Source organism: Micromonospora sp. NPDC000663, from assembly GCF_042898105.1.
Lineage (GTDB): Bacteria > Actinomycetota > Actinomycetes > Mycobacteriales > Micromonosporaceae > Micromonospora.
Map to the genome: position 1 here is coordinate 105,095 of NZ_JBIAYR010000006.1, position 24,469 is coordinate 129,563.

Annotated in this window: 20 protein-coding genes, 1 tRNA gene and 1 pseudogene; 10 read left to right on the forward strand and 12 right to left on the reverse strand. The window is 71.7% G+C overall.

The genetic code is table 11. The features are described 5' to 3' along the window. Nucleotides 1–2: 2 nt before the first annotated feature. The 3 genes from ACFY1S_RS21055 to ACFY1S_RS21065 form a co-directional block, all read right to left on the reverse strand. Nucleotides 3–419, reverse strand: a complete 417-nt coding sequence (locus ACFY1S_RS21055) for a hypothetical protein (protein ID WP_387120544.1) — start codon at nucleotides 417–419, stop codon at nucleotides 3–5. After that, the gene (locus ACFY1S_RS21060) at nucleotides 412–804 is read right to left on the reverse strand and encodes a hypothetical protein (protein ID WP_387120546.1); all 393 of its coding nucleotides are present in this window, start codon (nucleotides 802–804) and stop codon (nucleotides 412–414) included. The genes ACFY1S_RS21055 and ACFY1S_RS21060 overlap by 8 nt, the downstream gene beginning before the upstream one ends. Nucleotides 805–941: 137 nt before the next feature. After that, nucleotides 942–1,415: a cupin domain-containing protein gene (locus ACFY1S_RS21065; RefSeq protein WP_387120549.1), complete on the reverse strand. Its 474-nt coding sequence runs from the start codon at nucleotides 1,413–1,415 to the stop codon at nucleotides 942–944. A 74-nt stretch (nucleotides 1,416–1,489) separates the two neighbouring features. Here ACFY1S_RS21065 and ACFY1S_RS21070 point away from each other — a divergent pair, with 74 nt between their 5' ends. Together ACFY1S_RS21070 and erm are read left to right on the forward strand one after the other, a co-directional pair. Then, nucleotides 1,490–2,389 carry a Gfo/Idh/MocA family protein gene (locus ACFY1S_RS21070; protein ID WP_387121092.1) on the forward strand — a complete coding sequence of 300 codons (900 nt, stop codon included), beginning with the start codon at nucleotides 1,490–1,492 and terminating at the stop codon, nucleotides 2,387–2,389. A 393-nt stretch (nucleotides 2,390–2,782) separates the two neighbouring features. After that, nucleotides 2,783–3,580 carry an ErmE/ErmH/ErmO/ErmR family 23S rRNA (adenine(2058)-N(6))-methyltransferase gene (erm, locus tag ACFY1S_RS21075; protein WP_387120552.1) on the forward strand — a complete coding sequence of 266 codons (798 nt, stop codon included), beginning with the start codon at nucleotides 2,783–2,785 and terminating at the stop codon, nucleotides 3,578–3,580. 9 nt (nucleotides 3,581–3,589) lie between these two features. Here the strand turns inward: erm and ACFY1S_RS21080 are convergent, their stop codons facing one another. Next, on the reverse strand, nucleotides 3,590–3,781 hold the full coding sequence (locus tag ACFY1S_RS21080; protein ID WP_234585931.1) for a DUF2795 domain-containing protein: 192 nt from the start codon (nucleotides 3,779–3,781) through the stop codon (nucleotides 3,590–3,592). A 100-nt stretch (nucleotides 3,782–3,881) separates the two neighbouring features. Here ACFY1S_RS21080 and ACFY1S_RS21085 point away from each other — a divergent pair, with 100 nt between their 5' ends. Beyond that, nucleotides 3,882–5,138: an erythromycin esterase family protein gene (locus tag ACFY1S_RS21085; RefSeq protein WP_387120556.1), complete on the forward strand. Its 1,257-nt coding sequence runs from the start codon at nucleotides 3,882–3,884 to the stop codon at nucleotides 5,136–5,138. A gap of 66 nt (nucleotides 5,139–5,204) precedes the next feature. Here the strand turns inward: ACFY1S_RS21085 and ACFY1S_RS21090 are convergent, their stop codons facing one another. The 3 genes from ACFY1S_RS21090 to ACFY1S_RS21100 all read right to left on the reverse strand — a co-directional run bounded on the left by ACFY1S_RS21090 (nucleotide 5,205) and on the right by ACFY1S_RS21100 (nucleotide 8,528). Then, on the reverse strand, nucleotides 5,205–7,406 hold the full coding sequence (locus ACFY1S_RS21090; RefSeq protein ID WP_387120559.1) for an MMPL family transporter: 2,202 nt from the start codon (nucleotides 7,404–7,406) through the stop codon (nucleotides 5,205–5,207). Continuing rightward, nucleotides 7,406–7,993, reverse strand: a complete 588-nt coding sequence (locus tag ACFY1S_RS21095) for a helix-turn-helix domain-containing protein (RefSeq protein ID WP_364373980.1) — start codon at nucleotides 7,991–7,993, stop codon at nucleotides 7,406–7,408. Before ACFY1S_RS21095 ends, ACFY1S_RS21090 begins: the two co-directional genes overlap by 1 nt. A 100-nt stretch (nucleotides 7,994–8,093) precedes the next feature. Beyond that, nucleotides 8,094–8,528, reverse strand: coding sequence for a winged helix-turn-helix transcriptional regulator (locus ACFY1S_RS21100; protein ID WP_387120563.1), 435 nt, complete (start codon nucleotides 8,526–8,528; stop codon nucleotides 8,094–8,096). A 79-nt stretch (nucleotides 8,529–8,607) separates the two neighbouring features. On the opposite strand from ACFY1S_RS21100, the gene ACFY1S_RS21105 reads away from it, so the two are divergent. Next, a complete protein-coding gene (locus tag ACFY1S_RS21105) occupies nucleotides 8,608–10,125 on the forward strand; it encodes an MFS transporter (protein WP_387120565.1) in 1,518 nt (505 codons plus the stop codon). Beyond that, the gene (locus ACFY1S_RS21110) at nucleotides 10,122–11,081 is read left to right on the forward strand and encodes a DNA polymerase domain-containing protein (RefSeq protein ID WP_387120568.1); all 960 of its coding nucleotides are present in this window, start codon (nucleotides 10,122–10,124) and stop codon (nucleotides 11,079–11,081) included. Before ACFY1S_RS21105 ends, ACFY1S_RS21110 begins: the two co-directional genes overlap by 4 nt. A 24-nt stretch (nucleotides 11,082–11,105) precedes the next feature. Here the strand turns inward: ACFY1S_RS21110 and ACFY1S_RS21115 are convergent, their stop codons facing one another. The 5 genes from ACFY1S_RS21115 to ACFY1S_RS21135 form a co-directional block, all read right to left on the reverse strand. Beyond that, nucleotides 11,106–12,449 carry a carbohydrate-binding protein gene (locus ACFY1S_RS21115; protein ID WP_387120571.1) on the reverse strand — a complete coding sequence of 448 codons (1,344 nt, stop codon included), beginning with the start codon at nucleotides 12,447–12,449 and terminating at the stop codon, nucleotides 11,106–11,108. Nucleotides 12,450–12,610: 161 nt separating this feature from the next. After that, nucleotides 12,611–12,685: transfer RNA gene (locus ACFY1S_RS21120), tRNA-Arg, on the reverse strand. Between the two features lie 81 nt (nucleotides 12,686–12,766). Beyond that, nucleotides 12,767–13,462 carry a winged helix-turn-helix domain-containing protein gene (locus tag ACFY1S_RS21125; protein ID WP_387120574.1) on the reverse strand — a complete coding sequence of 232 codons (696 nt, stop codon included), beginning with the start codon at nucleotides 13,460–13,462 and terminating at the stop codon, nucleotides 12,767–12,769. A 231-nt stretch (nucleotides 13,463–13,693) separates the two neighbouring features. Continuing rightward, nucleotides 13,694–14,362 carry a DUF305 domain-containing protein gene (locus ACFY1S_RS21130; protein ID WP_387120577.1) on the reverse strand — a complete coding sequence of 223 codons (669 nt, stop codon included), beginning with the start codon at nucleotides 14,360–14,362 and terminating at the stop codon, nucleotides 13,694–13,696. A gap of 8 nt (nucleotides 14,363–14,370) precedes the next feature. Further along, nucleotides 14,371–15,186 (reverse strand): DUF3105 domain-containing protein, encoded by an 816-nt coding sequence (locus ACFY1S_RS21135; protein ID WP_387120580.1) that lies wholly within the window; start codon nucleotides 15,184–15,186, stop codon nucleotides 14,371–14,373. A gap of 98 nt (nucleotides 15,187–15,284) precedes the next feature. Between ACFY1S_RS21135 and argS the strand changes: the two genes are divergently transcribed. The 5 genes and pseudogenes from argS to ACFY1S_RS21160 form a co-directional block, all read left to right on the forward strand. Next, nucleotides 15,285–16,952, forward strand: coding sequence for an arginine--tRNA ligase (argS, locus tag ACFY1S_RS21140; protein ID WP_387120583.1), 1,668 nt, complete (start codon nucleotides 15,285–15,287; stop codon nucleotides 16,950–16,952). Between the two features lie 60 nt (nucleotides 16,953–17,012). After that, nucleotides 17,013–18,398 (forward strand): diaminopimelate decarboxylase, encoded by a 1,386-nt coding sequence (gene lysA, locus ACFY1S_RS21145; RefSeq protein WP_387120586.1) that lies wholly within the window; start codon nucleotides 17,013–17,015, stop codon nucleotides 18,396–18,398. Between the two features lie 8 nt (nucleotides 18,399–18,406). Beyond that, nucleotides 18,407–19,717: a homoserine dehydrogenase gene (locus ACFY1S_RS21150; RefSeq protein WP_387121095.1), complete on the forward strand. Its 1,311-nt coding sequence runs from the start codon at nucleotides 18,407–18,409 to the stop codon at nucleotides 19,715–19,717. A 138-nt stretch (nucleotides 19,718–19,855) separates the two neighbouring features. Then, the gene (thrC, locus tag ACFY1S_RS21155) at nucleotides 19,856–20,905 is read left to right on the forward strand and encodes a threonine synthase (protein ID WP_387120589.1); all 1,050 of its coding nucleotides are present in this window, start codon (nucleotides 19,856–19,858) and stop codon (nucleotides 20,903–20,905) included. A gap of 142 nt (nucleotides 20,906–21,047) precedes the next feature. Then, nucleotides 21,048–24,153, forward strand: a pseudogene (locus tag ACFY1S_RS21160) (efflux RND transporter permease subunit); the annotation flags it as partial. Nucleotides 24,154–24,469: the final 316 nt, after the last annotated feature.

Genomic DNA, 24,469 nt, shown 5'->3' on the forward strand with positions numbered 1-24,469 from the left:
GGTCAGGCGTGGTCGTGGCGGGTGCGCCACAGCCAGAACAGGCCGAGCACCGGCAGCACCAGCGGAATGTAGCCGTACCCGCTGCCGAACTGCGACCAGACCGTCTCGTCGGGGAAGAGTTCCCTGTCGACGAGGCTCAGGACGCCGACCGCGACCACGCCGACCAGCTCCACCGAGCAGCACGCCAACGCGACGCGCCGGCCGGTGTGCCCGGCCCGGGCCAGGCCCACCGCCGCCACGATGTAGATGAGCGCGGCCAGCGCGGACAGCAGGTACGCCACAGGCGCCTCGCCGAACTTCGTGGCGATCTGCAGGCCGGCCCGGCTCGTCGCCGCGATGGCGAACAGCAGGTAGACAGCGATCAGCAGTCGGCCCGGGCCGGAGTTCGTGCGAGGCCTGGCCGTTCCGGTCTCAACCACCGAGCACCTCCCAGGTCTGCTGCAACCGGACCACCACCACCGGGGCCACCAGGCAGACGGCGCACACGATCGCCGACCCCCAACGGGTCGGCTCCATCCGGGCCAGCACCCAGGCCAGCGGCGGCAGGCAGACAAGCGTGACCAGGTAGCCGAAGAAGGCGCCGGGCTCGCCGGGCCGATCCCCGCTGCCCACCGCGACGAGCGCCAGCACGCCCAACACGAGCAACGCCACCTCGAGGACGGCCAGACCGACGAACTGCACCCGGTCCGGTGGCCTGTGGCGTACCGCCGCCACCAGCGCCCACGCCGCGACGAGCAGCGACAGCACGATCGGCACGGTCGCGACGATCCCGTCCACAGGCGAGTCGGCGCCCACGCCGGTCACCGGACCCACCCGGTCGTTGCCTCGGTCACCGGCACAGCCTACTAACCGTCGTAGTAAAGGCGTGCCCTGCCTCTCCGCCTGTGACGCGCGCCGTCGAGGTGGCGTGTTCCGCAAGCCCTCCGCTTCCCGGGCCGGCGTCAGTCGCCTGCCTGCAGCCAGTAGACGGATACGGCGAGGAGCGGTTCCGGTCCGTCGTTCCGGATCTGGTGCGGCACCGTGCTGTCGAACGCCGCGACGTCGCCGGCCCGCAGGACGTCCGTCCGATCGGCGAACGTCAGGGTTCCGGTACCGGACACGATGATCCACACCTCGCGAGACCGATGGACGTCGAGGTCGTTCGAGGTGTTCGGGGCGACCGACCAGCGGGCAACCTCGAACGGGGCGGGTGCCGTCGACGGGAACGGCAGCAGGGCGCGGTGCACGGGACCGCCCTCGGTGAAGTCGTACCAGTGTTCAAAGGTCGCGACACCGCTGGTGATCGCTGGATCGTTGCTCGGCATGTCGTCGAGACTGCCGCGCCGCACCCGGTGCGTCTGGCGGCAATCGGACCCGGCGCTACCGGGATCAGACCAGGGTGGGCTGCTTCGATTGGTTGAACCCGCCGCCGTCACGGCTGCCGGTGCGACTAGCGTGGATCACGTCCGTGGCGTTGCCGCGGGCGGGGGAGACAGCGGAGGTACACGTGCTGCGGTTCGGGTTGTTCGGCACCGGTCACTGGGCGATCGAGACGCACGGCAAGGCGTTGCACGCGCACCCGGACGCGGAACTGGTCGGGGTGTGGGGGCGCAACCCGGAGCGGGCCTCCGCGCTCGCCGAACGGTACGGGGTGCCCGCGTACGGCGACGTGGACGCGCTTATCGAGCAGTGCGAGGCGGTGGCCGTGGCGCTGCCCCCGGACATCCAGGCCGACATCGCGGTCCGGGCCGCCTCCGCGGGCCGGCACCTGCTGCTGGACAAGCCGCTGGCGCTCAGCGTCGCCGACGCCGACCGGGTGGTTGCCGCCGCCGAGGCCTCCGGGGTCGCCTCGGTCGTCTTCTTCACCCAGCGGTTCCAGCCGAACGTGACGGCGTTCCTCGCCGCCACCGCCGCCGCCGGGGGCTGGCAGCACGGGCGGACCGTCGCCTTCGCGTCGATCTTCCAGGACGGCAGCCCGTACGGCGGCTCGTTGTGGCGTCGGGAGCACGGAGCACTCTGGGACATCGCCCCGCACGCGCTCTCCATCCTGCTGCCGGTGCTGGGCCGGGTGACCCAGGTCGCCGCGATGGACGGGCCGAGCGGGATGGTGCACCTGCTGCTCACCCACGAGGGCGGTGCCACCAGCAGCGCCTCGCTCTCCCTGGACGCGCCGCAGGAGTCGATGACCCGCGAGTTCGTGTTCTACGGGGAGAACGGCATCGAGACCGTGCCGTACGGCGAGAACGACGCCGCGACCGCGTTCGGCGTGGCCATCGACCAGCTCGTCGAGCAGGTCCGTGCCGGCACCCGTGACCACCGCTGCGACGTGCGCTTCGGCCGCGAGGTGGTCACCATCCTCTCCGCCGCCGAAACCGCCCGCACCGAATCCCGCACCATCCCCCTCCCGTAACCCCAGCCAACCCCGGTCGGGAGGGGTGGGAGGAAATCGGTGGGGATGGGGGAGTGGGATCGGTAGGGTGGCGGGCATGTTCACGCATGCCCTGATCGAGGGGGTCGGTGCGCCGGCCGCCCGGGCCGCCCTGCTGGTGTCCCGTCCGCGAGTCCGGCGTCCGGCCCTGGCCGGCTGGGACGCAACCTGCCGCTGATCGGTCCATTCTCGCGGTGAGTCGGGGCCGTCGCCCCACCCCGCTGATCTTCCGCAACGGCACGAGGCTGTCGCCTCGTCGTCGCGTACCCGTGCCATCGTCCAGGGCCGTCCGAGTCCCGATCCACTCGGACAGGCCCGGAATCCCGGCTGCCTGTCCAGCCCGTCGCCGAGTGGCGACAGACAGGACGACGACCCGTGGCGCCCCGCAACCTTCGACGGACCGAACGTGACAGGTCCCGTCGCGTACTCAGCCAGAACTTCCTCACCGACCGGGCCGCCGTGGCGCGGCTGGTCCGCGTCGCCGACCCCGACCCCACCGGGCTCCTGCTGGAGGTCGGCGCCGGCCGCGGTCAGCTGACCCGGCCGCTCGCCGCCCGCTGCGGGCGACTGACGGCGTACGAGGTGGACCCGGCCGCGGGCCGGGAGTTGGCCGCCGCCTGCGCGGCCCTGCCCAACGTCGAGCACCGGCAGGCCGACTTCCTCGCGGCGGAACCTCCACCGGAGCCGTTCGCGGTGGTCGGCAACATCCCGTGGTCGCTGACCTCCGCCGTGGTGCGCTGGTGCCTCGCCGCGCCCCGGTTACGTTCGGCGACCCTGCTCACCCAGTTGGAGTACGCCCGTCGGCGCAGCGGCGACTACGGCAGGTGGACCCGGCTCACCGTGCAGACCTGGCCGGAGATCGAGTGGCGGCTGGCCGGGCGGGTGCCGCGTACCGCGTTCCGGCCGGTGCCGGCTGTCGACGCCGGGATCCTGCGCATCGAACGGCGGTCAGAGCCGCTGCTGTCGGCGGCGGCGCTGCCGGCGTACCGGAGGCTCGTGGGGTGGGGTTTCGAGGGCCTCGGCGGTTCCCTCGACGCGACCCTGCGCCGGCACCACCCGCCGGCCCGGGTCGCGGCCGCCCTGCGGGCGACGCGGATCGCGCCGCAAACCCCTGTGGGGTACGTCTGGCCGGAACAGTGGCTGGTGCTGTTCCGGCTGCTGCACGCGCGGTGAACCGGGCAGTCAGGCGAGGGTGGTCAGCGCCTCGCTCAACTCGGCAGGCGACTCGAACTGCTCGGCCGGCAACGCCTGCAACATCTGCAACATGGCCGTGCTGGCCCCGTTCTCCTGCCCCCAGCGGACGAGGTCCTCGCGGGAGACCGGGTAGTCGAGCCCGGCCAGGTACTCCTGCAACTGCACCCCGGTGACGGTCATGCCGGTCGGCTACCCGCTCGGACCACCCGTACACGCCGTCGGCGTGTCGCCGGGCGGCGCGCCGACGGTTTGTCGGCGCGAGCGCCGGGTAGCCGCTGCCATGCTGGTTCAGCGGCTCGGCGCGCCGAGCGACTTCGACCCGTTGCTGGAGCGCGTCCGGGACGCCCGGGTGGTGATGATCGGGGAGTCCACCCACGGCAGCTACGACTACTACCGGCTGCGCGAACAGCTCACCCGCCGGCTCATCGCGGAGTGCGGCTTCTCGTTCGTGGCGGTGGAGGGCGACTGGCCGGACTGCGACCGGGTGCACCGGTCGGTGACCGCCGCGCCCGGCGGGGCCCACGATCCGCAGATCGCGCTGGAGGGCTTCGAACGCTGGCCTACCTGGATGTGGGCGAACGCCGAGGTGTCCCGGTTCTGCCGCTGGCTGCGCGCGTGGAACCTGGAGCGGCCGGACGGTCAGCGGGCCGGGTTCCACGGCCTCGACGTGTACAGCCTCTGGGAGTCGATGCAGGCGATCTTCGACTATCTGGGGGAGGAGGATCCGACCTCGCTGGAGGCGGCGCAGGACGCGTACCGGTGCTTCGAGCCGTACGGCAAGCGGGTCGAGGAGTACGGCGCGGCCAGCCGGTTCGTCTCCGCACGCTGTGAGGAGGAGGTCGTCCGGCTGTTGGCCCGTACCCGGGAACAGGCCATGTCGGACGGCCCGGACCGCTTCTCGGCCTGGCAGAACGCGGAGGTGGTGGCCGGCGCGGAGCGCTACTACCGGGCGATGGTGGCCGGTGGGCCCGACTCGTGGAACATCCGGGACACGCACATGCAGGACACGCTGGACCGGCTGCTCGAGAGGTACGGCCCGGACGCGCGGGGGATCGTCTGGGCGCACAACACGCACGTCGGGGACGCGCGGGCCACCGACATGGCCGCCGACGGGATGGTCAACATCGGTCAGTTGGCGCGGGAGCGGCACGGCGACGACGCGGTGGCGCTCGTCGGGTTCGGCAGCTACCGGGGCACGGTGATCGCCGCGCCGCGGTGGGGCTCGCCGTCGGAGGCGATGGTCGTCCCGCCGGCCCGGGAGGGCTCGGTGGAGCGCCTGTTGCACAAGCTGATGCCGGAGCGGGCGGTGCTGGTCTTCGGTGGCGACGACCAGCCGGGGTGGGTCACCGGGACGGCGGACCACCGGGCGATAGGGGTGGTCTACGACCCGTCGTTCGAGTCCTGGGGCAACTACGTGCCCACCCGCCTGGGCGAACGCTACGACGCCTTCATCTGGTGCGACGAGACGACTGCCCTGCACCCGCTGCCCGTCCCGGCCGCGGCAGGTGAGATGGAGACGTACCCGGCGGGCGTCTGAGCACGGTCCGGACGTGACGAAGGCGCGGTGCCCGAGCGGACACCGCGCCTTCGTTCGTCTACCGGGTCACACCCGGGTCGGAGTGCGGTCCTCCAGGTGGGTGCGCAGGCCCTCACCCTCGATGTCGACGTTCGGCAGGGCCCGGTCGAGCCAGCGGGGGAGCCACCAGGCGCGGTCGCCGAGCAGGGACATCACCGCCGGGACGATTGTCATCCGGACCACGAACGCGTCGATGGCCACGCCGATGGCGAGCGCGAAGCCCATCGACTTGATGATCGGGTCGTCGAGGAAAACGAAGCCGCCGAAGACGGACATCATGATCAGCGCGGCGGCGGTGACCACCCGGGCGCCGTGGCCCATGCCGCTGATCGTGGCCTCGCGCGCGGTGTCGCCGTGCACGAAGTCCTCCCGCATCCGGGACACCAGGAACACCTCGTAGTCCATGGCCAGCCCGAACAGGATGCCGATCAGCAGGATGGGCAGGAAGCTGACCAGCGGCGCCGGGGTGTCCAGGCCGACCAGGTCCGCCAGGTGGCCCTGCTGGAAGATCGCCACGGTGATGCCGAACGTGGCGGCCACGGTGAGCAGGAAGCCGAGCGCCGCCTTGAGTGGCACCAGCAGCGAGCGGAACACCAGCATCAGCAGCAGCACCGACAGCCCGACGACCAGCAGCAGGTAGATCGGCAGGGCGTCGGAGAGCTTCTCCGAGACGTCGATCCCGATCGCGGTGGCGCCGGTGAGCAGCACCTCGGCGTCCTGCACCCCGCCGACCGCGTCGCGGACGTCGTGCACCAGGGTTTCGGTGGCCTCGTCGGTCGGGCCGGTCTTCGGCACCACGCCGAGCAGCGCGGTCCGGCCGTCGGGGCTGAGCTGCGGCGGTGCCACGGCGAGGACATTGTCGGTGCGCTGGATCATCGCGGTCACCTGCGGCACCGCGGCTGCGGTCGCCTGCGCGTCGTCGCCCGCCACGACCACCGCGAGTCGACCGGTGAAGCCCGGACCGAAGCCCTCGGTGGTCAGGTCGCTCGCCACCCGGGCCGGGGAGCCCTCGGTCGCTGTGCTGGCGTCCGGCAGGGCCAGCCGCATGTCCGGCGTGGGCAGCGCGAGCAGGCCCAGGCCGAGCAGCGCGACCAGGATGACCGGCACCCGGAAGCGGGTGACGAACCGCGCCCAGCGGAAGCCGAACCCGGAGCGGTCCTCGACCGGCAGCTTCTCTTCGCCCACCGCGTCGCCCGGAGCTGCGGCATCGACGGCCGAGCGCAGCCGGCGCGGGAGCACCCGGTTGCCGGCGAAGCCGAGCAGCGCGGGCTGGAGGGTGATCGCCACGAGCACGGCGATGGTGACGGTACCGGCGGCGGCGAGACCCATCACGGTGAGGAACGGGATGTTGACCACGGCCAACCCGGCGAGGGCGATGACCACCGTGGCACCAGCGAAGACCACAGCGGAACCGGCGGTACCCACGGCCCGGCCGACCGCCTCCTCGGGGGACAGGCCCTCGAGCAGGTTCTGCCGGTGCCGGGACGTGATGAACAGCGAGTAGTCGATGCCTACCGCGAGACCGAGCATCAGCGCCAGGATCGGCGCCGTGGTGGTCAACTCGATGACACCGCTCAGCGCGAACAGTCCGGCCATGCCGACACCCACGCCGATCAGCGCGTTGAGCATCGTCATCCCGGCGGCGACCAGGGAACCGAAGGTGATGATCAGGACGATCGCGGCGACGAGCACGCCGAGCGCCTCGGTGGAGCCGATCTCCGGCTCGCCACCCAGCACCTCGCCGCCCGGGGCGACCTGCCAACCCTTCGCCTCGGCGGCCGAGCCGACCTCCTCGTACGCGGTGCGCTGCTCGTCGGTCACCTCGTCGCCACCTGTGGCGAACTGGACCTGGATCAGCGCGTACCGGCCGTTTGGCGAGACCGCGCCGGCCTGGAACGGGTCGACGGCGCCGACCACGCCGGGCAGCGTGGCGGCCTGCTGGACCAGCTCCCGGACGACGGCCTGGCCCTCCGGCGTGGCCAGTTGGCCGTCACCTGGTGCCTTGACCGCGATGGTGCCGGTGGCCCCGCTGGCGGCCGGGAACTGCTCGGAGAGCAGGTCCAGCGCCTGCTGGCTCTCGGTGCCCGGCATGGTGAAGTTGCTCGCCGTCGGGCCGCGCAGGGTCGCCGCGGCGATGCCGGCGCCGACGAGTACGACGAGCCAGAGCGCGACGACGAGCCGTCGCCGGCGCAACGCGCCCCGGCCGAGCCGGTAGAGCAGGGTGGCCATCAGGATTCCTTGTCCTCGGTCGTGGGTGTTTGGGGCTGGGGTGCGTCGACGGGTTCGACGGCCCGCCGGACGAGGGTGAGCAGGGCGGGGCGCAGGTCGTCCTCGGGCACGTCGACGAACTCGGCGCACGCCTCGGAGATGCCGGCCAGCAGCACCAGCGCGGCGATCTGGGCGCTCGGTCGGTCGGAGTACCCGGCCAGCGCGTTCCGCAGCCGGTCGGAGATCTCCTGGATGTGCGTGAAGGCCGGCTGGCACAGCAGCTCGGGGAACTCGCCGCGCAGGACCGCGATCTCCCGGCGGAACCGGACCGCGAGGTCGACGAAGCCGGTCGCGGCGACCTCCTGGGCGGCGGCCCCGGTCAGGCCGGCGAGCTTGTCGTCGAGGGACTGCAACATCGCGATGGCCGGGGCCATCAGCTCGGCGAGCAGGGCTTCCTTGTTGGCGAAGTGGTAGAGAACGCTGGCCTTGGAGACGCCGACCTCGCGGGCGATGTCCTGCAACGAGGTGCCCCGGTAGCCGGTCACCGCGAACTGTCGCGCCGCGGCGGCGAGGATCTCGCCGTGTGTCTCGGACACCGCTCTTGCCATCACTGGTCCACCTCCGTGGACCAGCATGCCTGACCGATCGGTCAGAGCCTGACCGATCGGTCAGAAAAGGCTGGTGGCGTTCCCCACACCACCCAGTGGTTTAGCCGGCGTGTTCGGCGTCGTACCTGGTCCGCGCCTCGGCGATGGCCCGGCGGTGCCGCTCGGCCCAGCTCGTCAGCGCGACAAGCGACTCGTACAGCTCCATCGCCATCGGGGTCGCCGTGTACTCCACCTTCGGGGGGACGGTCGGGTAGACCGTGCGGTGCAGGAGGCCGTCGCGCTCCAGGTTGCGCAGGGTCAGCGTGAGCATCCGGCGGCTGATGCCCTCGATGTGCCGCTCCAGTTCGGTGAAGCGCACCGGGCCGTTCGACGCGGCCACCAGGATGCCGATGCTCCACTTGCCGCCGACCCGGTCCAGCACCTCGCGGACGGTGCACGCCCGGGCCTGCCCGGGGGTGAACGGCACGTTCCCGGCTGCGCAGGTGAACTCCGCCCCGACCTGCGCGGACACATCGCTGTTCCTCTGGGACATCACAGTGCCTCCTTCCGCTCCGCCTCATGGTCACAGACGATGGCGTCAGTAACAAAGCGTGCACCAAGGAGGAGGATTCTCGATGGACCGTACCGCCCCGGCCCGCTGGCCGGCCCTGCTCGTGCTCTGCGCCGGCAGCCTGATGATCATCCTGGACGGCAGTGTCGTCTCGGTGGCGCTGCCCGCCGTCCAACGCGACCTGGGTTTCACCGCCGCAGGACTGGCCTGGGTGGTCAACGCGTACCTGGTCGCGTTCGGCGGGCTGCTGCTGCTCGCCGGACGCCTCGGCGACCTGCTCGGCCGGCGCCACGTCTTCCTCGCCGGCGTCGCCCTGTTCACCCTGGCCTCACTGGCCTGCGCGGCGGCAACCGGTCCGGCGCAGCTCATCGCCGCGCGCTTCGGGCAGGGCGTCGGCGGCGCGCTCGCCATGGCGGTCAGCCTCGGCATGATCGTCCGGCTCTATCCCGAACCGGCCGAGCGGGCCCGCGCCATCGCCGTCTTCAGCTTCACAGGCGCGGCCGGCGCGTCGGTCGGCACGGTGGCCGGAGGGGTGCTCACCGAACTCGCCGGCTGGCGTTCGATCTTCCTGGTGAACCTCCCGATCGGGGCGGCGATCCTGCTCCTCGCCGTCCGCCGGCTCCCCGCCGAACGGGGCATCGGCCTGCGGTCGGGCCTCGACGTGCCCGGCGCGCTGCTCGCCACCGCCGGCCTGATGGCCGCCGTACTGGCCATCGTGGGCACCGGCGAGCACGGCTGGACCAGCCCGCAGACCCTCGGCGCGGCGGCGCTCGCGGCGCTGCTGCTCGGCGGCTTCGCGGTACGCCAGCGGACGGCGGCCACACCGCTGCTGCCGGGCCGGGTGCTGCGCGTGCCGGGGCTGGTCGCGGCGAACACCGTGCAGTTCCTCATGGTCGCCGCGTTCTTCGGCTTCCAGTTCCTGCTCGCCGTCGAGTTGCAACTGGTGCTCGGGCTGGACGCTGCGGCGACCGGCTGGGCGTTCCTGCCCACTCCCGTGGTGATCGCGGTGATCTCGCTCGGGCTGGCCGGGCGGCTCATCGCCCGCTGGGGTGCCCGCAGCGTGCTGCTGGCCGGGCTCGGCCTGGCGACAGTCGGCTTCCTGCTGCTCGCCCGGCTGCCCGCCGACGGCCGCTATCTGGCCGACGTCCTCCCCGCGATGGTGATCTTCGGGGTGGCCGGCGGCCTGACCCTGCCGGCGGTCACCACGCTGGCCATGGCCGGTGCCACCGATACGGATGCCGGTCTCGCGTCCGGGCTCGCCAACACCACCCAGCAGGTCGGCGGGGCCGTCGGACTGGCCGTGCTGGCCACCCTCGCCGCCGCCCGCACCGACGTCCTGCGGACCGGTGGCTCGGCCGAGCCGGCCGCCCTGGCGGCCGGCTACCGGACGGCGTTCGCCGTGGCCGCCGCGCTGGTGGTCGCCGCGCTGCTGGTGGCGCTGGGCACGCTGCCGCGACGGCAGGCCGGCCCGCTGACCGACGCCGATGCGCCGGCCGGCGACGGCGGGCACCGGAAACAATCCGGCTCGGAACAACGCGCCCGGTTGACCGACGACGCCGGGGCCGAGAGGGTGATCGGATGAGCGAGGCTGACGAGACCCGCGACGGGGTGGCCCTGACCAACCTGGACCAGCCCCTGTCCGACACCGCCGACGCGACCAAGCGCGACCTGGTCGACTACCTGGACGCGGTCGCGGACCAGATCCTGCCCCAGTTGCGGGACCGGCCGCTGTCGGTGATCCGGGTCCGCCCCGGCCAGCCGCCGTTCATGCAGAAGAACCTTCCCCGGTACACCCCCGACTGGGTGCGTCGGGTGCCGATCTGGGCGGAGGCGTCGCACCGGGAGATCTCCTACGCCCTCTGCGACGACCGGCGCACCCTGCTCTGGTTCGCCAACCAGAGGGCTGTGGAGTACCACCCGACTCTGAACACCGTCGCGGACCAGCACCGCCCGACCCACCTGGTGCTCGACCTGGACCCACCCGAGGGTGGTGGATTCTCCGCCGCTGTCGCCGCCGCGCTGCTGGTCCGCCAGGCGCTCGCCGACGCCGGCCTCTCCGGGGCGGTCAAGACCAGCGGGGCCAAGGGCGTGCACGTCTTCGTCCCGCTGGCCGGCGACCCCGGCGCCGAGGAGGTGGCCGCCGCCACCCGGGCGCTCGCCGTCCGCGCCGAACGGATCGACCCCGCGCTGGCCACCACTGCGTACATCAAGGAGGAGCGCGGCGGCCGGGTCTTCGTGGACGCCACCCGGGCCGGCGGCGCCACTGTGGCGGCCGCCTACAGCCCACGGCTGCGCCCCGGGGTGCCGGTCTCCTTCCCTGTCGACTGGGCCGACCTGCCCGGGGTGACCCCTGCCGACTTCACCATCCGGACCGTGCCGTCGCTGCTGGCCGGCACCGACCGGTGGGCGGCCGCGATGCCGGCGCCGCAGCCGCTCCCCGAAGACCTGGTGGCGGAGGGCCGGACCATCCCGGTAGCCCGGGTGCAGGCCATGCACGAGGGCAAGCGCCGGGCCCGCGCCCGCCGGGAAACCGGCTGACGTTACGCCCGGCGCCCGACCCGGTCAGCGCCCCTGTAGGCGCTTCACGTTGTCGCCGAACGTCCAGCCCTTCGACCCGTCCCAGTTCGCCGACCAGGTCATCAGACCCTTGAGGCCGGGTACGGAGTTCCACGCCTGCGTGACAAGCGACGTCGACAGGTAGCCGCCGCCCGCGCCGATCTGCGCGGGCAGGCCCGGGACCTGCTTGTCGTACGGCACCCGGATGGTGGTGCCCTGGATGGTCAGGCCGTTGTTCAGGCACTGCGTCTGCACAGTGAAGCCCTGCACCGTGCCGGCGGGGTACGAGTCGCCGGCGCAGCCGTACATGCTGCCGTTGTAGTACTGCATGTTCAGCCACCACAGCCGGCCGTTGTCCACGTACTTCTTGATGATCGGCAGGTACGACCCCCAGATCGAGCCGTAGACGACGCTGCCGCCTGTGACGTAGGCCGTCTCCGGCGCCATGGTCAGGCCGAAGTTCGAGGGCATCCGGGCCAGCACCCCGTCGATGATCCGGATCAGGTTGGCCTGTGACGTGGACAGGGTGTTGATGTTGCCGCTGCCGGTCAGGCCGGTCTCGATGTCGATGTCGATGCCGTCGAAGTGGTAGGTGGTCAGGATCGGCACGATCGTGGCGATGAACCGGTCGGCTACCGCGCTGGAACTGAGGTCGATGCCCGCGGCGGCCCCGCCTATCGACATCAGGATGGTGGCGCCTGCCGCCTTGGCCTGGCACATCTCGGCCGGGGTGGCCACCTTGACGCCGGCGTCCATGCCGTTCTCCCAGAGCACCGTGCCGTCCGAGCGGATCACCGGGAAGGCCGCGTTGATCACGTTGTAGCCGTGCTGGCCGAGCCGGCTGTCGGTGATCGGGATCCAGCCGAGGCCGGGGTGTACGCCGTTGGAGGCGCCGTCCCAGTTCTCCCAGTAGCCCTGGAGCACCTTGCCGGTCGGTCGCGACTTCACCGCGCAGGTCCCGCCGGTCGGCGGGGGCGTGGTGGGCGGGGGAGTGGTCGGCGGTGGGGTGGTGGGTGGCGGCGTGGTCGGCGGCGGTGGGGTGGTGGGCGGTGGGGTGCTGCCGGAGCATGCGCCCAGGTCACGCCACAGCGACGGGGTCGAGGCCGGGTTCCAGCCGGCGCCGGGGTGGGCGGTGTGGGTGACCAGGGCCTGGTAGAGCCGGCCGCCGTAGGTGACCTGGGTGCCCGCCTGGTAGGTGGTGCCCTCGGCCCAACCCGGCGCCGTGCAGGCGACCATCGGGGCGGCGTCCGCCGAGGACACGGCGGCCATGCTGCTGGGGACGAAGGCGACGGCGGCCGCGACGGTCATCGCCGCCCCGGCCACCATTGCGAAGATCCGACGGCTTCTCATGGCTCACTCCCCAGGCTTCGACGTCCCGCGACCTCCACATATTGACGTTCGTGACGGCTATTAGCAAGGGTTGTTTACAGATCCGGGGAAGTGGACGCGCGCACGAACAAGGCCCCTGACCGGTGTTCCCGGTCAGAGGCCTCTGTCGTGCCGATCGTGTCTGGTGCCCCCGGCAGGATTCGAACCTGCGCCCCCGCCTCCGGAGGGCGGTGCTCTATCCCCTGAGCTACGGGGGCTCAGCGACTGGAGAAGACTAGCAAACCTCCTCCTGGAACACCGAATCGGTATCGGTGCCCCGATCGTGTCGCTGGGCCCGGTCAGGCGGCGGCGATCACCCGGCCGCAGCTGGGCAGCGGGTGCAGGACGATCCGTCGTGGGAGCCGGCGCGGCCACTCGTTGCGCGGCCAGGAGCCGTCCACGATCAGGTGCACCGTGCGCTCTTCCTCGCCGCTGAGTCGCAGCACGAAGTCGCGGGGGAGCGGCGGGTCCACGGTCGGCGTGGTGATCATGAAGCGCACCCGGCCGCGGGACGACACGGCGGAGATCACGTCGGCCGCCGGCATGGTCCCGCGTAGTCGTACCCGCCCGATCCAGTAGACCTCGGCGAGGTGCTCCTGGGCGGCCCGGGTGATCGCCGGATACTCGCTGCGTACCCACCGCTCGACCGCGCTGACGCAGAGCCCGCAGGCCCGTTCGCGGGGCTCACGCGGACCCAACCCCCAGGCCCGCAGGTACGCCCCGACCGCGCCCGCGTCCAGCGGCAGGTCGAAGCGGCGCTGGATGAGCGTGGTGAGGCTCTGCCGCGTCCACAACTCCTCGTCCAGGCCGAACTCGTCGGGGTGGACGCCCCGCAGTGCGTCGATCAGTTCGAGTTCCTGTTCGCGGCTGAGCATTCCCGGCTCGCCCTGCCGCTGTCCGCGACGGACGGCTGCCACCGCCCCGTCACCGCCGATGGTGTGGCGTCGGCACCAACTGGTGACCGAGCGCCGTGCGTCTCTGAGTGCAACCCCCACGTCTTGGGCAACGAGCCCGAATCGCAACTGGTCACGATATGTGGGGAGAAAACTCTCTAAGCAACGTAATCGCCTGGACCGCGCAAAACACCCACAAGGGACGAGTGTCCGTCCGGCGGGAGGGTTCGACCTGATGGGGGCGGGTGCGCCTGGCCGGCACGAAGACGATCCGGGCCCGCGCCCCGCCGGTGTGGCGGTGACGCGGGCCCGGTGTGCCCGTGTGGGAGTGAGTCAGCCCTTGGCCTGCGCCTGGAGTTGCCGCAGGTTGTTCAGTTCGGTCTGCTGGGTGGACTTCATGGTCTGCGCCACCCGCACCACCTCGTCGTTGTCGGTCCCGTCGAGTGCGGCGTCGATCATGTGGATGCCGCCCAGGTGGTGGTCGTACATCAGGGCGAGGAACTGGCGGTCCACCTCGATGCCCTTGGCGTCGCGCAGGGCGGTCATCTGCTGCGGGGTGGCCATGCCGGGCATCAGCCCGTTCTTGACCGTGGCTCCGTCGGACATCCACGACATCGGCGGCTGCGACGCGGTGGGGCTGAGGCCCCACTCGCGCAGCCAGGTCTGCATGGCGCCGATCTCCCCCTGCTGCCCGGTGGCGATGTCGACGGCGATCTGGCGCACCTCGGGCAGGGTCGCCGACCGGTATGCGATGAGGCTCATCTCCACCGCCTGGGCGTGGTGCGTCGTCATGTCCCGTGCGAAGCCCGCCTCGACCGAGGTGTCACCTGGTCGGGTGAGCCGAGGGGTGAGCAGACCCCCGGCGTACCCGAGAAGCAGCCCCACCACCAGCAGGGCGGCCAGCGCGGGCACGCCGTAGCGTCGCGCCGGGGCCCGCCCGCCCTCCTGTGGGGCGGCCTCGACCTCGTCGTTCTCGCTGTCGGTGGCGGCGGGGGCAGTCATGGCGGTCCTTACTGCTGGGTCGGCTGCTGCGGCTGAAGGTCGCGCGGCGTGGTGCCGGTGGCGGTCACGCCCTGGTTGCACAGGGCCGTCGGACCCTCGACCGAGGCGTTCACCCGCAGGTCCTTGATGAAGTCGTCGATCCGCTTGTCGTCGGCGTTGTCGACCTTGAGCTGGTAGCCCCAGGCCTGGAGCGAGATCGGCTTGTCGAGGCCCTCGAACGGGCTCATCAGCATCTTCTCGACGCCGCGCACCTTGCCGGCGAGCTTGTCGACCTGGTCCTTCGGCAGGTCCGGGCGGTACGTGATCCACACCGCGCCGTGCTCCAGGCTGTGCACCGCGTGCTCGTTGGCGATCGGGGCGTCGTACACGTCACCCATGCAGTTCTGCCAGGAGGCGTTGTGCACCCCGCCCACCGGCGGCGAGTAGTTCCAGGTCAGCGGGCCGGACTTGTGCGACTCGTACTTCAGGCTGTCCGGGTCCGACTTGCGGATGTTGACGATGCCCTCGATGGCGTTGGCCCGCTTGTCCCACGGCTTGGAGCCCTGGAACGACGCCCAGGCGCCGTACCCGATGATGCCGGCCGCGAGCACGCCGACGGCCACGAAGAGCGCGATCGGGCCCCAGGCCCGGCCCTGGCTCACCTTGACCGGGGTGACCGGCTTGCGGGGGCCCTTGCCACCTGCCCGGGGCGTGCCCGCCGGCTTACCCGCCGGCTTGCCGGAGGCGGCCTTGGCGCCGGACGCCGGCCGGCCCGCGGCCGGCTTCTTGCCGGTGCTGACCACGGTCGGGCGGCGCTCAGGGCCGCCCGGGGTGCTGATGCTCATCGTGCCTCGTCAAGTCGGTCGGTCAGGGGAGATGGCGGGCCGGTTGACGCGCAGGGTAGCCGCCGAGTGGCCGAGTCTACCCCCGATAACATGGTTGGGTGACTCCTGCAGAACTCGCCTCGGTCGTCCTTGCCGCCGCCCACGCCGTCTTCGAGCAGCGTGGCCTGGACCGCGCGGCGCTGCCGGAGCGCACCGTGGTGGAGCGGCCGCGCAACCCCGAGCACGGCGACTACGCGTCCACGCTCGCTCTGCAGTTGAGCAAGAAGGTGGGGGTCCCGCCGCGCGAGCTGGCGACCGCGCTGGCCGACGAGCTGAGCCGGGCGGCGGGCGTCAAATCGGTGGAAATCGCCGGCCCGGGTTTCCTGAACATCCGGCTCGACGCCGCCGCCGCCGGCCAGCTCGCCCGGGTGATCGTCGAGGCCGGCGCCGAGTACGGCCGCAGTGACCGGCTCGCCGGGGAGAAGATCAATCTGGAGTTCGTCTCGGCGAACCCGACCGGCCCGGTGCACATCGGCGGGGTCCGCTGGGCGGCCGTCGGCGACGCGCTGAGCCGGCTGCTGCGGGCCACCGGCGCGCAGGTCGGCACGGAGTACTACTTCAACGACGCCGGTTCGCAGATCGACAGGTTCGCCCGCTCGCTGCTCGCCGCCGCCAAGGGTGAGCCGGCGCCGGAGGACGGCTACGGCGGTGCGTACATCGCCGAGATCGCGGCCGAGGTGCAGGCCCGCCGGCCCGACGTGCTGACCCTGGACGAGGCCGCCGCCCAGGAGGTGTTCCGGGTCGAGGGCGTCGCGCTGATGTTCGACGAGATCCGCTCCTCGCTGCGCGACTTCGGTGTGGAGTTCGACACCTACTTCAACGAGAAGGACCTGCACGACCGCGGCGAGTTGGACCTCGCCCTGGCCCGGCTGCGCCAGCAGGGGCACCTCTACGAGTCCGAGGGTGCCACCTGGCTGCGGACCACCGACTTCGGTGACGACAAGGACCGGGTGCTGCGCAAGTCCAACGGCGAGTGGACGTACTTCGCCGCGGACTGCGCCTACTACCTGGACAAGCGCGAGCGCGGATTCGAGCGGGTCGTGATCATGTTGGGCGCCGACCACCACGGCTACATCGGCCGGATGAAGGCGATGGCCGCCTGCTTCGGTGACGACCCGGAGCGCAACCTGGAGATCCTCATCGGCCAGCTGGTCAACCTGGTGCGCGACGGCGCCCCGATGCGGATGAGCAAGCGGGCCGGCACCGTGATCACCCTGGAGGACCTGGTCGACGCGATCGGCGTGGACGCCTCCCGGTACGCGCTGGCTCGCTACTCCAGCGACTCGCCCATCGACATCGACATCGAGTTGTGGACCCGGGCGACCCGCGACAACCCGGTCTACTACGTGCAGTACGTGGCCGCCCGGACGGCGGGCGTGGCCCGTAACGCCGCCGAGGTGGGGCTCGTGCCGGGCGACGCCGACGCGTTCCGCCCCGAGCTGCTCGAGCACGAGAAGGAGAACGAGCTGCTCAAGGCGCTCGCCGAGTTCCCGGCGGTGGTGGCCACGGCCGCCGAGCTGCGCGAGCCGCACCGGGTGGCCCGCTACCTGGAGGAGAGCGTCGCGGCGTCCTTCCACAGGTTCTACGACAACTGCCGGGTGCTGCCGCTGGGCGACGAGGAGGTCACCGACCTGCACCGCGCCCGGCTCTGGCTCAACAACGCCACCCGCACGGTGATCGCCAACGGTCTGCACCTGCTCGGCGTCTCCGCACCCGAGAGGATGTGATCGCGTGCGAGCGCGAGGAGTGAGCTTGCGAGCCCGGCAGTCGCGAAGCGGAGACAGGTGATGAGGGCTCACGAGGCTGGTGCGCTGCACGCGGACATCAGCAACCAGGGGCCGGCCTGGCTGCGTACCCCCGCCGACGTCAACGCACTCGTGCCTGCGCTGTGGCCGCGCAGCGTGACGCGCGGCGCCGACGGCGCGGTCGCCGTCGCGGGCCTGAGCGTCCGCGACATCGCGGCCGAGTTCGGCACTCCTGTGTACGTCCTGGACGAGGCCGACCTGCGCTCGCGCTGCCGCGACTTCCGGGCGGCCTTCCCGACCGAGGACGTCTACTACGCCGGCAAGGCGTTCCTCTGCCGCGCCGTGGTCCGCATGATCGCCGAGGAGGGCCTGCACCTGGACGTCTGCACCGGAGGTGAGCTGGCCACCGCGCTGTCGGCGGGGATGCCGCCGGAGCGGATCGGCTTCCACGGCAACAACAAGTCGGTCGCCGAGCTGTCCCGGGCGCTGGACGTTGGGGTGGGCCGGATCATCGTCGACTCGTTCACCGAGATCGACAGGCTCACCGCGCTGGCCCGCGAGCGTGGGGTCCGGCCCCGCGTGCTGGTCCGGGTCACGGTCGGCGTCGAGGCGCACACCCACGAGTTCATCGCCACCGCCCACGAGGACCAGAAGTTCGGCTTCTCGCTGGCCGGCGGCGCCGCCGCGAACGCCGCCTTCAAGATCCTCGACGAGGGCGTCCTGGAGCTGCGCGGTCTGCACTCGCACATCGGCTCGCAGATCTTCGACGCCAGCGGCTTCGAGGTCTCCGCCCGCAGGGTGCTCGCCCTCCAGGCGCAGATCCGCGACGCGCGCGGGGTGGAGCTGCCCGAGCTGGACCTGGGCGGCGGCTTCGGCATCGCGTACACCACCCAGGACGACCCGGCGACCCCGCAGGACCTGGCCAAGCGACTGCGCAAGATCGTCGACTCGGAGTGCGCGGCGGAGAACCTGGCCGTGCCGCACCTGTCGATCGAGCCGGGTCGGGCCATCGTCGGGCCGGCCGTGTTCACCCTCTACGAGGTCGGCACGGTCAAGGACCTCGACGGCATCCGGACGTACGTCAGCGTCGACGGGGGGATGAGCGACAACATCCGTACCGCGCTGTACGACGCGTCGTACTCGGCGACACTGGCCTCCCGGGCGTCTACCGCGCAGCCGTTGCTCGCCCGCGTGGTGGGAAAGCACTGTGAGTCCGGGGACATCGTGGTGAAGGATGAATTCCTGCCCGCCGACGTGCAGCCCGGAGATTTTGTCGCAGTGCCCGGCACCGGCGCGTACTGCCGGAGCATGGCCAGCAACTACAACCACGTGCCTCGGCCACCGGTGGTCGCGGTACGTGACGGCCACGCGCGGCTGATCGTCCGGCGGGAGACCGAAGAGGACCTGCTCGCATTGGATGTTGGATGACGTCACCTGTGCGCTTGGCACTGCTCGGCTGCGGCACTGTCGGCCAGGAGGTGGTCCGGCTGCTGCACGAGCAGTCGACGGACCTGGCCGCCCGCATCGGCGCCCCGCTGGAGATCGCCGGCATCGCCGTCCGCCGGCTCGGCCGTGACCGTGGTGACCTGCCGGTCGACGACGACCTGTTCACCACCGACGCGCTCGGCCTGATCAAGCGCGACGACGTGGACGTGGTGGTCGAGGTCGTCGGTGGCATCGAGCCGGCCCGGAGCTGGCTGGTCGAGGCGCTTCGCGCCGGCAAGAGCGTGGTCACCGCCAACAAGGCGTTGCTCGCCGAGGACGGCGCGGCGCTGCACGACGCGGCCGCCGAGGGTGGCGCCGACCTCTACTACGAGGCGTCCGTGGCCGGTGCCATCCCGCTGTTGCGCCCGTTGCGCGAGTCCCTGCACGGCGACCGGATCACCCGGGTCACCGGCATCGTCAACGGCACCACCAACTTCATCCTCTCCGCCATGGACGCCACCGGGGCCGGCTTCGCCGAGGCCCTCGACGAGGCGACCGAACTGGGGTACGCGGAGGCCGACCCGACGGCCGACGTGGAGGGCTTCGACGCGGCGGCAAAGGCGGCGATCCTCGCCTCCCTGGCGTTCCACACCCGGGTCGCCGCCGCCGACGTGCACCGTGAGGGCATCACCGAGGTCACCGCCGCGGACGTGGCGAGCGCCCGCGCGATGGGGTGCACCATCAAGCTGCTGTGCATCGCGGCCCGGGGTGTCGACCCGACCGGCCGGGAGACGGTGAGCGTCCGGGTCCACCCGGCGATGATCCCGCGCAGCCACCCGCTGGCAAGCGTCGGCGACGCGTTCAACGCGGTCTTCGTCGAGGCGGACGCGGCCGGTCAGCTCATGTTCTACGGCCGGGGTGCGGGTGGCGCTCCCACCGCCAGCGCGGTGCTCGGCGACGTGGTCGCGGTGTCCCGCAACCGGCTCGCCGGGGTCCGCGCGGCAAGCGAGAGCGCGTACGCGGACCTTGCGGTCCGGCCGATGGGCGAGGCGCTGACCCGCTACCACGTCAGCCTGGACGTGGCCGACCGTCCCGGTGTGCTGGCCTCGGTGGCGGGCGTGTTCGCCAGACACGACGTGTCGATCGCGACCGTGCGGCAGGGCTCGGCGAGTGGGTCACCGGGCCGCAGCGGCGACGCCGAGCTGGTCATCGTCACCCACGTAGCACCGGACGCCGCGCTCGCCGCGACCGTGGAGGAGCTGCGTGGGCTGGATACTGTCCGGTCGGTGACGAGCGTGCTGCGGGTCGAGGGCGGCGCCTGACTCGTTGGACCATCGATGGGACGCTTCCCGCGTCCCGCCAGGTGGGTAACCCGGGGTGTGCCATCGGAGCATTCGGCAGGGTGGTCCAGGGTGACCAGGTGCTGGGGTCGAGACAGCGGTAGAGGCGAGGAGAACGACATGTGGCGGGGATTGATCGAGGCGTACCGGGATCGGCTGCCGGTCACCGCGGCCACGCCCGTCGTCACGCTGCACGAGGGGAACACCCCGCTGCTGCCGGCACCCGTGCTCTCCAGCCGGCTCGGCTGTGACGTCTACCTCAAGGTGGAGGGCGCCAACCCGACCGGCTCGTTCAAGGACCGGGGGATGACCCTCGCCGTCTCCAAGGCGGTCGAGGCCGGCAACAAGGCCATCATCTGCGCCTCCACCGGCAACACCAGCGCCTCGGCCGCCGCGTACGCGGCGCGGGCCGGGCTGACCTGCGCTGTGCTGGTGCCGCAGGGCAAGATCGCGTTGGGCAAGCTGGCCCAGGCACTCGTACACGGCGCGAAGCTGCTCCAGGTGAGCGGCAACTTCGACGACTGCCTGTCGCTCGCCGCCAAGCTCGCCCAGGACCACCCGGTCGCGCTTGTCAACTCGGTGAACATCGACCGGCTGCACGGCCAGAAGACCGCCGCCTTCGAGATCGTCGAGGCGCTCGGTGACGCGCCCGACATCCACTGCCTGCCCGTCGGCAACGCCGGCAACATCTCCGCCTACTGGATGGGGTACGCGGAGGAGCGCGACGCCGGCAGCACCACCCGCGCACCGAAGATGTACGGCTTCCAGGCCGCCGGTGCCGCGCCGATCGTGACAGGCCAGGTCGTACCGGAGCCGTCGACCATCGCCACCGCCATCCGGATCGGCAACCCGGCGAGCTGGACCAGGGCGTTGGACGCGCGGGACACCTCCGGCGGGCTGATCGCGGCGGTGACCGACCGGGAGATCCTGTCGACGTACCGTCTGCTCGCCCGCGAGGTGGGGGTCTTCGTCGAGCTGGGCAGCGCGGCAAGCGTGGCCGGCCTGCTCCAGCAGGCCGCGGCGGGCATGGTGCCGTCCGGCTCGACAGTGGTCTGCACGGTGACCGGCCACGGCCTGAAGGACCCGGAGTGGGCGATTTCCACCGCGCCATCGCCGCTGACCATCGCGAACGACCCGATGGCGGCGGCCCGCGCCCTCGACCTGGCCTGACCGCGCCACCGCTTGCGGTGGTCGCCGGCGGCGGGCGGGAGGCCTCCGGAACGGTGTGGGGGCGGCCGGGGTCGAGGTAGGCGAGTCGGGCACACTTTCGGGTATCCCCGCCCGCATTCTCGTTCAGGAGTGAGCCAGGCCGATGTCGCTGCTCGCCAGATTCAGCCTCGCCAACCGAGGGCTCGTGGCCCTCATCGCGGTGGTGATTACGGCGTTCGGCGCGTTCGCCGTGCCGTCGTTGAAGCAGCAACTGCTGCCGTCGCTCGAATTCCCTGCCGCGTTCATCGTGGCCGCCTACCCCGGTGCCGGACCCGAGATCGTCGAGTCGCAGGTCACCGAGCCCATCGAGAACGCCCTGCAGGGCATCCCCGGGCTGGACAAGGTCACCTCCACCTCCCGCGAGGGATCGACCACCGTCCAGGTGGAGTACGAGTTCGGCACCGACCTGGACGACGTGGTCAACAAGATGCAGACCGCGCTGAGCCGGATCGACTCCCAGCTTCCGGAGAACGTCGACCCGCAGGTCATCGCGGGTAGCACCGACGACCTGCCGGCGGTGGTGCTGGCCGCGGCCGGCACCGGTGACGAGCGGGCGCTCGCCGAGAAGCTGCGCGCGACTGTGGTGCCGGAGCTGGAGGCCATCGACGGGGTTCGCGCCGTCGAGGTGACCGGGGCCCGCGACGACGTCGTGGTGGTCACCCCCGACCCGGCCAAGCTGGCCGCGGCGAAGGTGCAGCCCACCGCGATCGGCGCCGCGCTGAAGACCAACGGCGTGTCGGTACCGGCCGGTGCGGTGACCGACGGCAGCGGCCTCGCCCTGCCGGTCCAGGTAGGTACGCCCGTCGCCACCCTTGAGGACCTGCGCGGCATCGTGATCACGCCGGGCGCGACCCCGGTCCGCCTCGGTGACGTGGCGACCGTCGAGCAGCAGCTCGCGCAGGCCACCGCGATCACCCGCACCAACGGCAAGGAGAGCCTCGGCATCGCCGTCACCGCGGCGCCGGACGGCAACGCGGTGGAGATCTCGCACGAGATCCGGGACCAGCTGGCCGACCTCAAGAACGCCTCCGGCGCGGAGCTGACAGTGGTCTTCGACCAGGCGCCGTTCGTCGAGAAGTCGATCGAGTCGTTGACCACCGAGGGCCTGCTGGGCCTGCTGATGGCGGTCATCGTCATCCTGGTCTTCCTGCTGTCGGTGCGGTCGACGGTGGTGACCGCCGTCTCGATCCCGCTCTCCGTGCTGGTGGCGCTCATCGCCCTGTGGATCGGTGACTACTCGCTCAACCTGCTCACCCTCGGCGCGTTGACCATCGCGGTGGGCCGGGTGGTGGACGACTCGATCGTCGTACTCGAGAACATCAAACGGCATCTGGAGTACGGCGAGGAGAAGCAGCACGCGATCATCACAGGTGTCCGTGAGGTGGCTGGCGCGGTGACCGCGTCCACCCTCACGACGGTGGCGGTGTTCGCGCCTATCGCACTGGTCGGCGGGTTCGTGGGGCAGCTCTTCGCCCCGTTCGCGATCACCGTGACGGTGGCCCTGCTCGCGTCCCTGCTGGTGTCGCTGACCGTCATCCCGATCCTCGCGTACTGGTTCCTCAAGCCGCGCGGCGGCACCGCCGACGACGAGGCCGTGCGGCGCGCCGCAGAGGAGAAGGAGCTGCGCAACCCGTTGCAGCGGGCGTACCTGCCGGTGATCGGGTTCGCCACCCGCAAGCGGTCGACCCGCTGGATCACCGTGGGGCTCGGCCTGCTGGTGCTCTTCGGCACCTTCGGACTGGCACAGAAGCTGGAGACCAACTTCCTGGACGACTCCGGTCAGGACACGCTCAGCTTCCGCCAGGAGCTGCCGGCGGGCACCGGCCTCGCGGCCACCGACGAGGCGGCCAGGAAGGTCGAGGCGGTGCTCGGGCGTCTCGACGGTGTCGAGACGTACCAGGTGAGCGCAGGTGGTGGGGACAACCCGTTCGGCGGCGGCGGCAACAACGTCGCGACCTGGTCGCTGGCGCTGGACGGTGACACCGATGCCAAGCAGATGCGCGAGAAGCTGCGCGCGGAGTTCGACAAGCTTGGCATCGACAAGGAGGAGATCACCTTCGGGGGCGGGCAGGACGCCTCGACCAGCCAGCTGGAGGTGATCGTCCAGGGCAGCGACCCGGAGGTGCTGACCCGCGCCGCCGAGGCGGCCCGGTCGGCCATGGCCGGGGTGCCGTACGTCGAGGATGTGACGACGAGCCTGGCCGAGCGGGTGCCGCGGGTCGACGTCGCCGTCGACCGGGTCGCCGCCGGACGGGTCGGGCTCACCGAGGCCGCCGTGGGTCAGCTCGTGTCGCAGGCGTTCCGTGGCGCGCCGCTGGGCCAGGTGGCGCTCGACGGCCGCCAGCAGGACGTGGTTCTGCGGTTGAGCGCGAAGCCGCCGGTGTCGCTGGAGGAGCTGCGTGCCCTTCCGGTGGGACCGGTGAAGCTGGACGACATCGCGGACATCACCCAGGCCGAGGGGCCGCAGCAGGTCACCCGGATCGACGGTGAGCCCAGCGTCTCGGTGACGGGCACGGCGACCGGCTCGAACCTGGGCGCGACAAGCCAGGAGTTGCAGAAGCGGCTGGACGGCATCGACGTACCGGGGGCGACCTTCACCATCGGCGGGGTCAGCGCCGACCAGGCGGACGCCTTCGGTGACCTGGCGCTCGCGGTGCTGGCCGCGATCGCGATCGTGTTCCTGATCATGGTGGCCACGTTCCGTAGCCTCACCCAGGCGCTGATCCTGCTGATCTCCATCCCGTTCGCGGCGACCGGCGCGATCGGCCTGCTGCTGGTCACCGGAACGCCGCTGGGCGTACCGGCGCTGATCGGTGTGCTGATGCTCGTGGGCATCGTGGTGACAAACGCCATCGTGCTGCTCGACCTGATCAACCAGTACCGCGCCCAGGGCATGGGGGTCCGGGAGGCGGTGGTCGAGGGTGGCAGGCGCCGACTGCGTCCGATCCTGATGACCGCCGTGGCGACGATCTTCGCACTGCTGCCGATGGCCCTCGGGTTGACCGGCGAGGGCGGGTTCATCTCGCAGCCGCTGGCGGTCGTGGTGATCGGTGGTCTGCTCAGCTCGACGCTGCTCACGCTGATCCTGGTGCCGACGCTGTACACGATGGTGGAGCACACAAAGGAGTCGCTGCGCGAGCGGCGGGGTCGGGGTAACGGCGGGTCGGCGACGACCGAGCCGACCGCCCCGGCGCCCGCCGAGCCGGACGGCCCGAACCGGGTGGCGGTGCCGACCGGCGCGTCCACGTCGGCCGGTACGTCTCGCTCGGCTTCCCCTGAGGGTTCGCAGCCGGCGGCGACACGCCAGGCCCCGTCGGGCGCGTTGGTGGACGGCACGGACCAGTTCGAGGTGCTGCGACTGCCCCGGAGCCGCACCTCGCCGCTGCCCCCGTCGGAGCCGACCGAGTAGTCGGACGACATCGAACGGAACGCCCCCGGCAGGCTCGGTCCGCCGGGGGCGTTCGCCGTCGTCCATTCGGACACTCCGATGGGACGACGGAAGCGGCACTTTGCGTCACACATTGC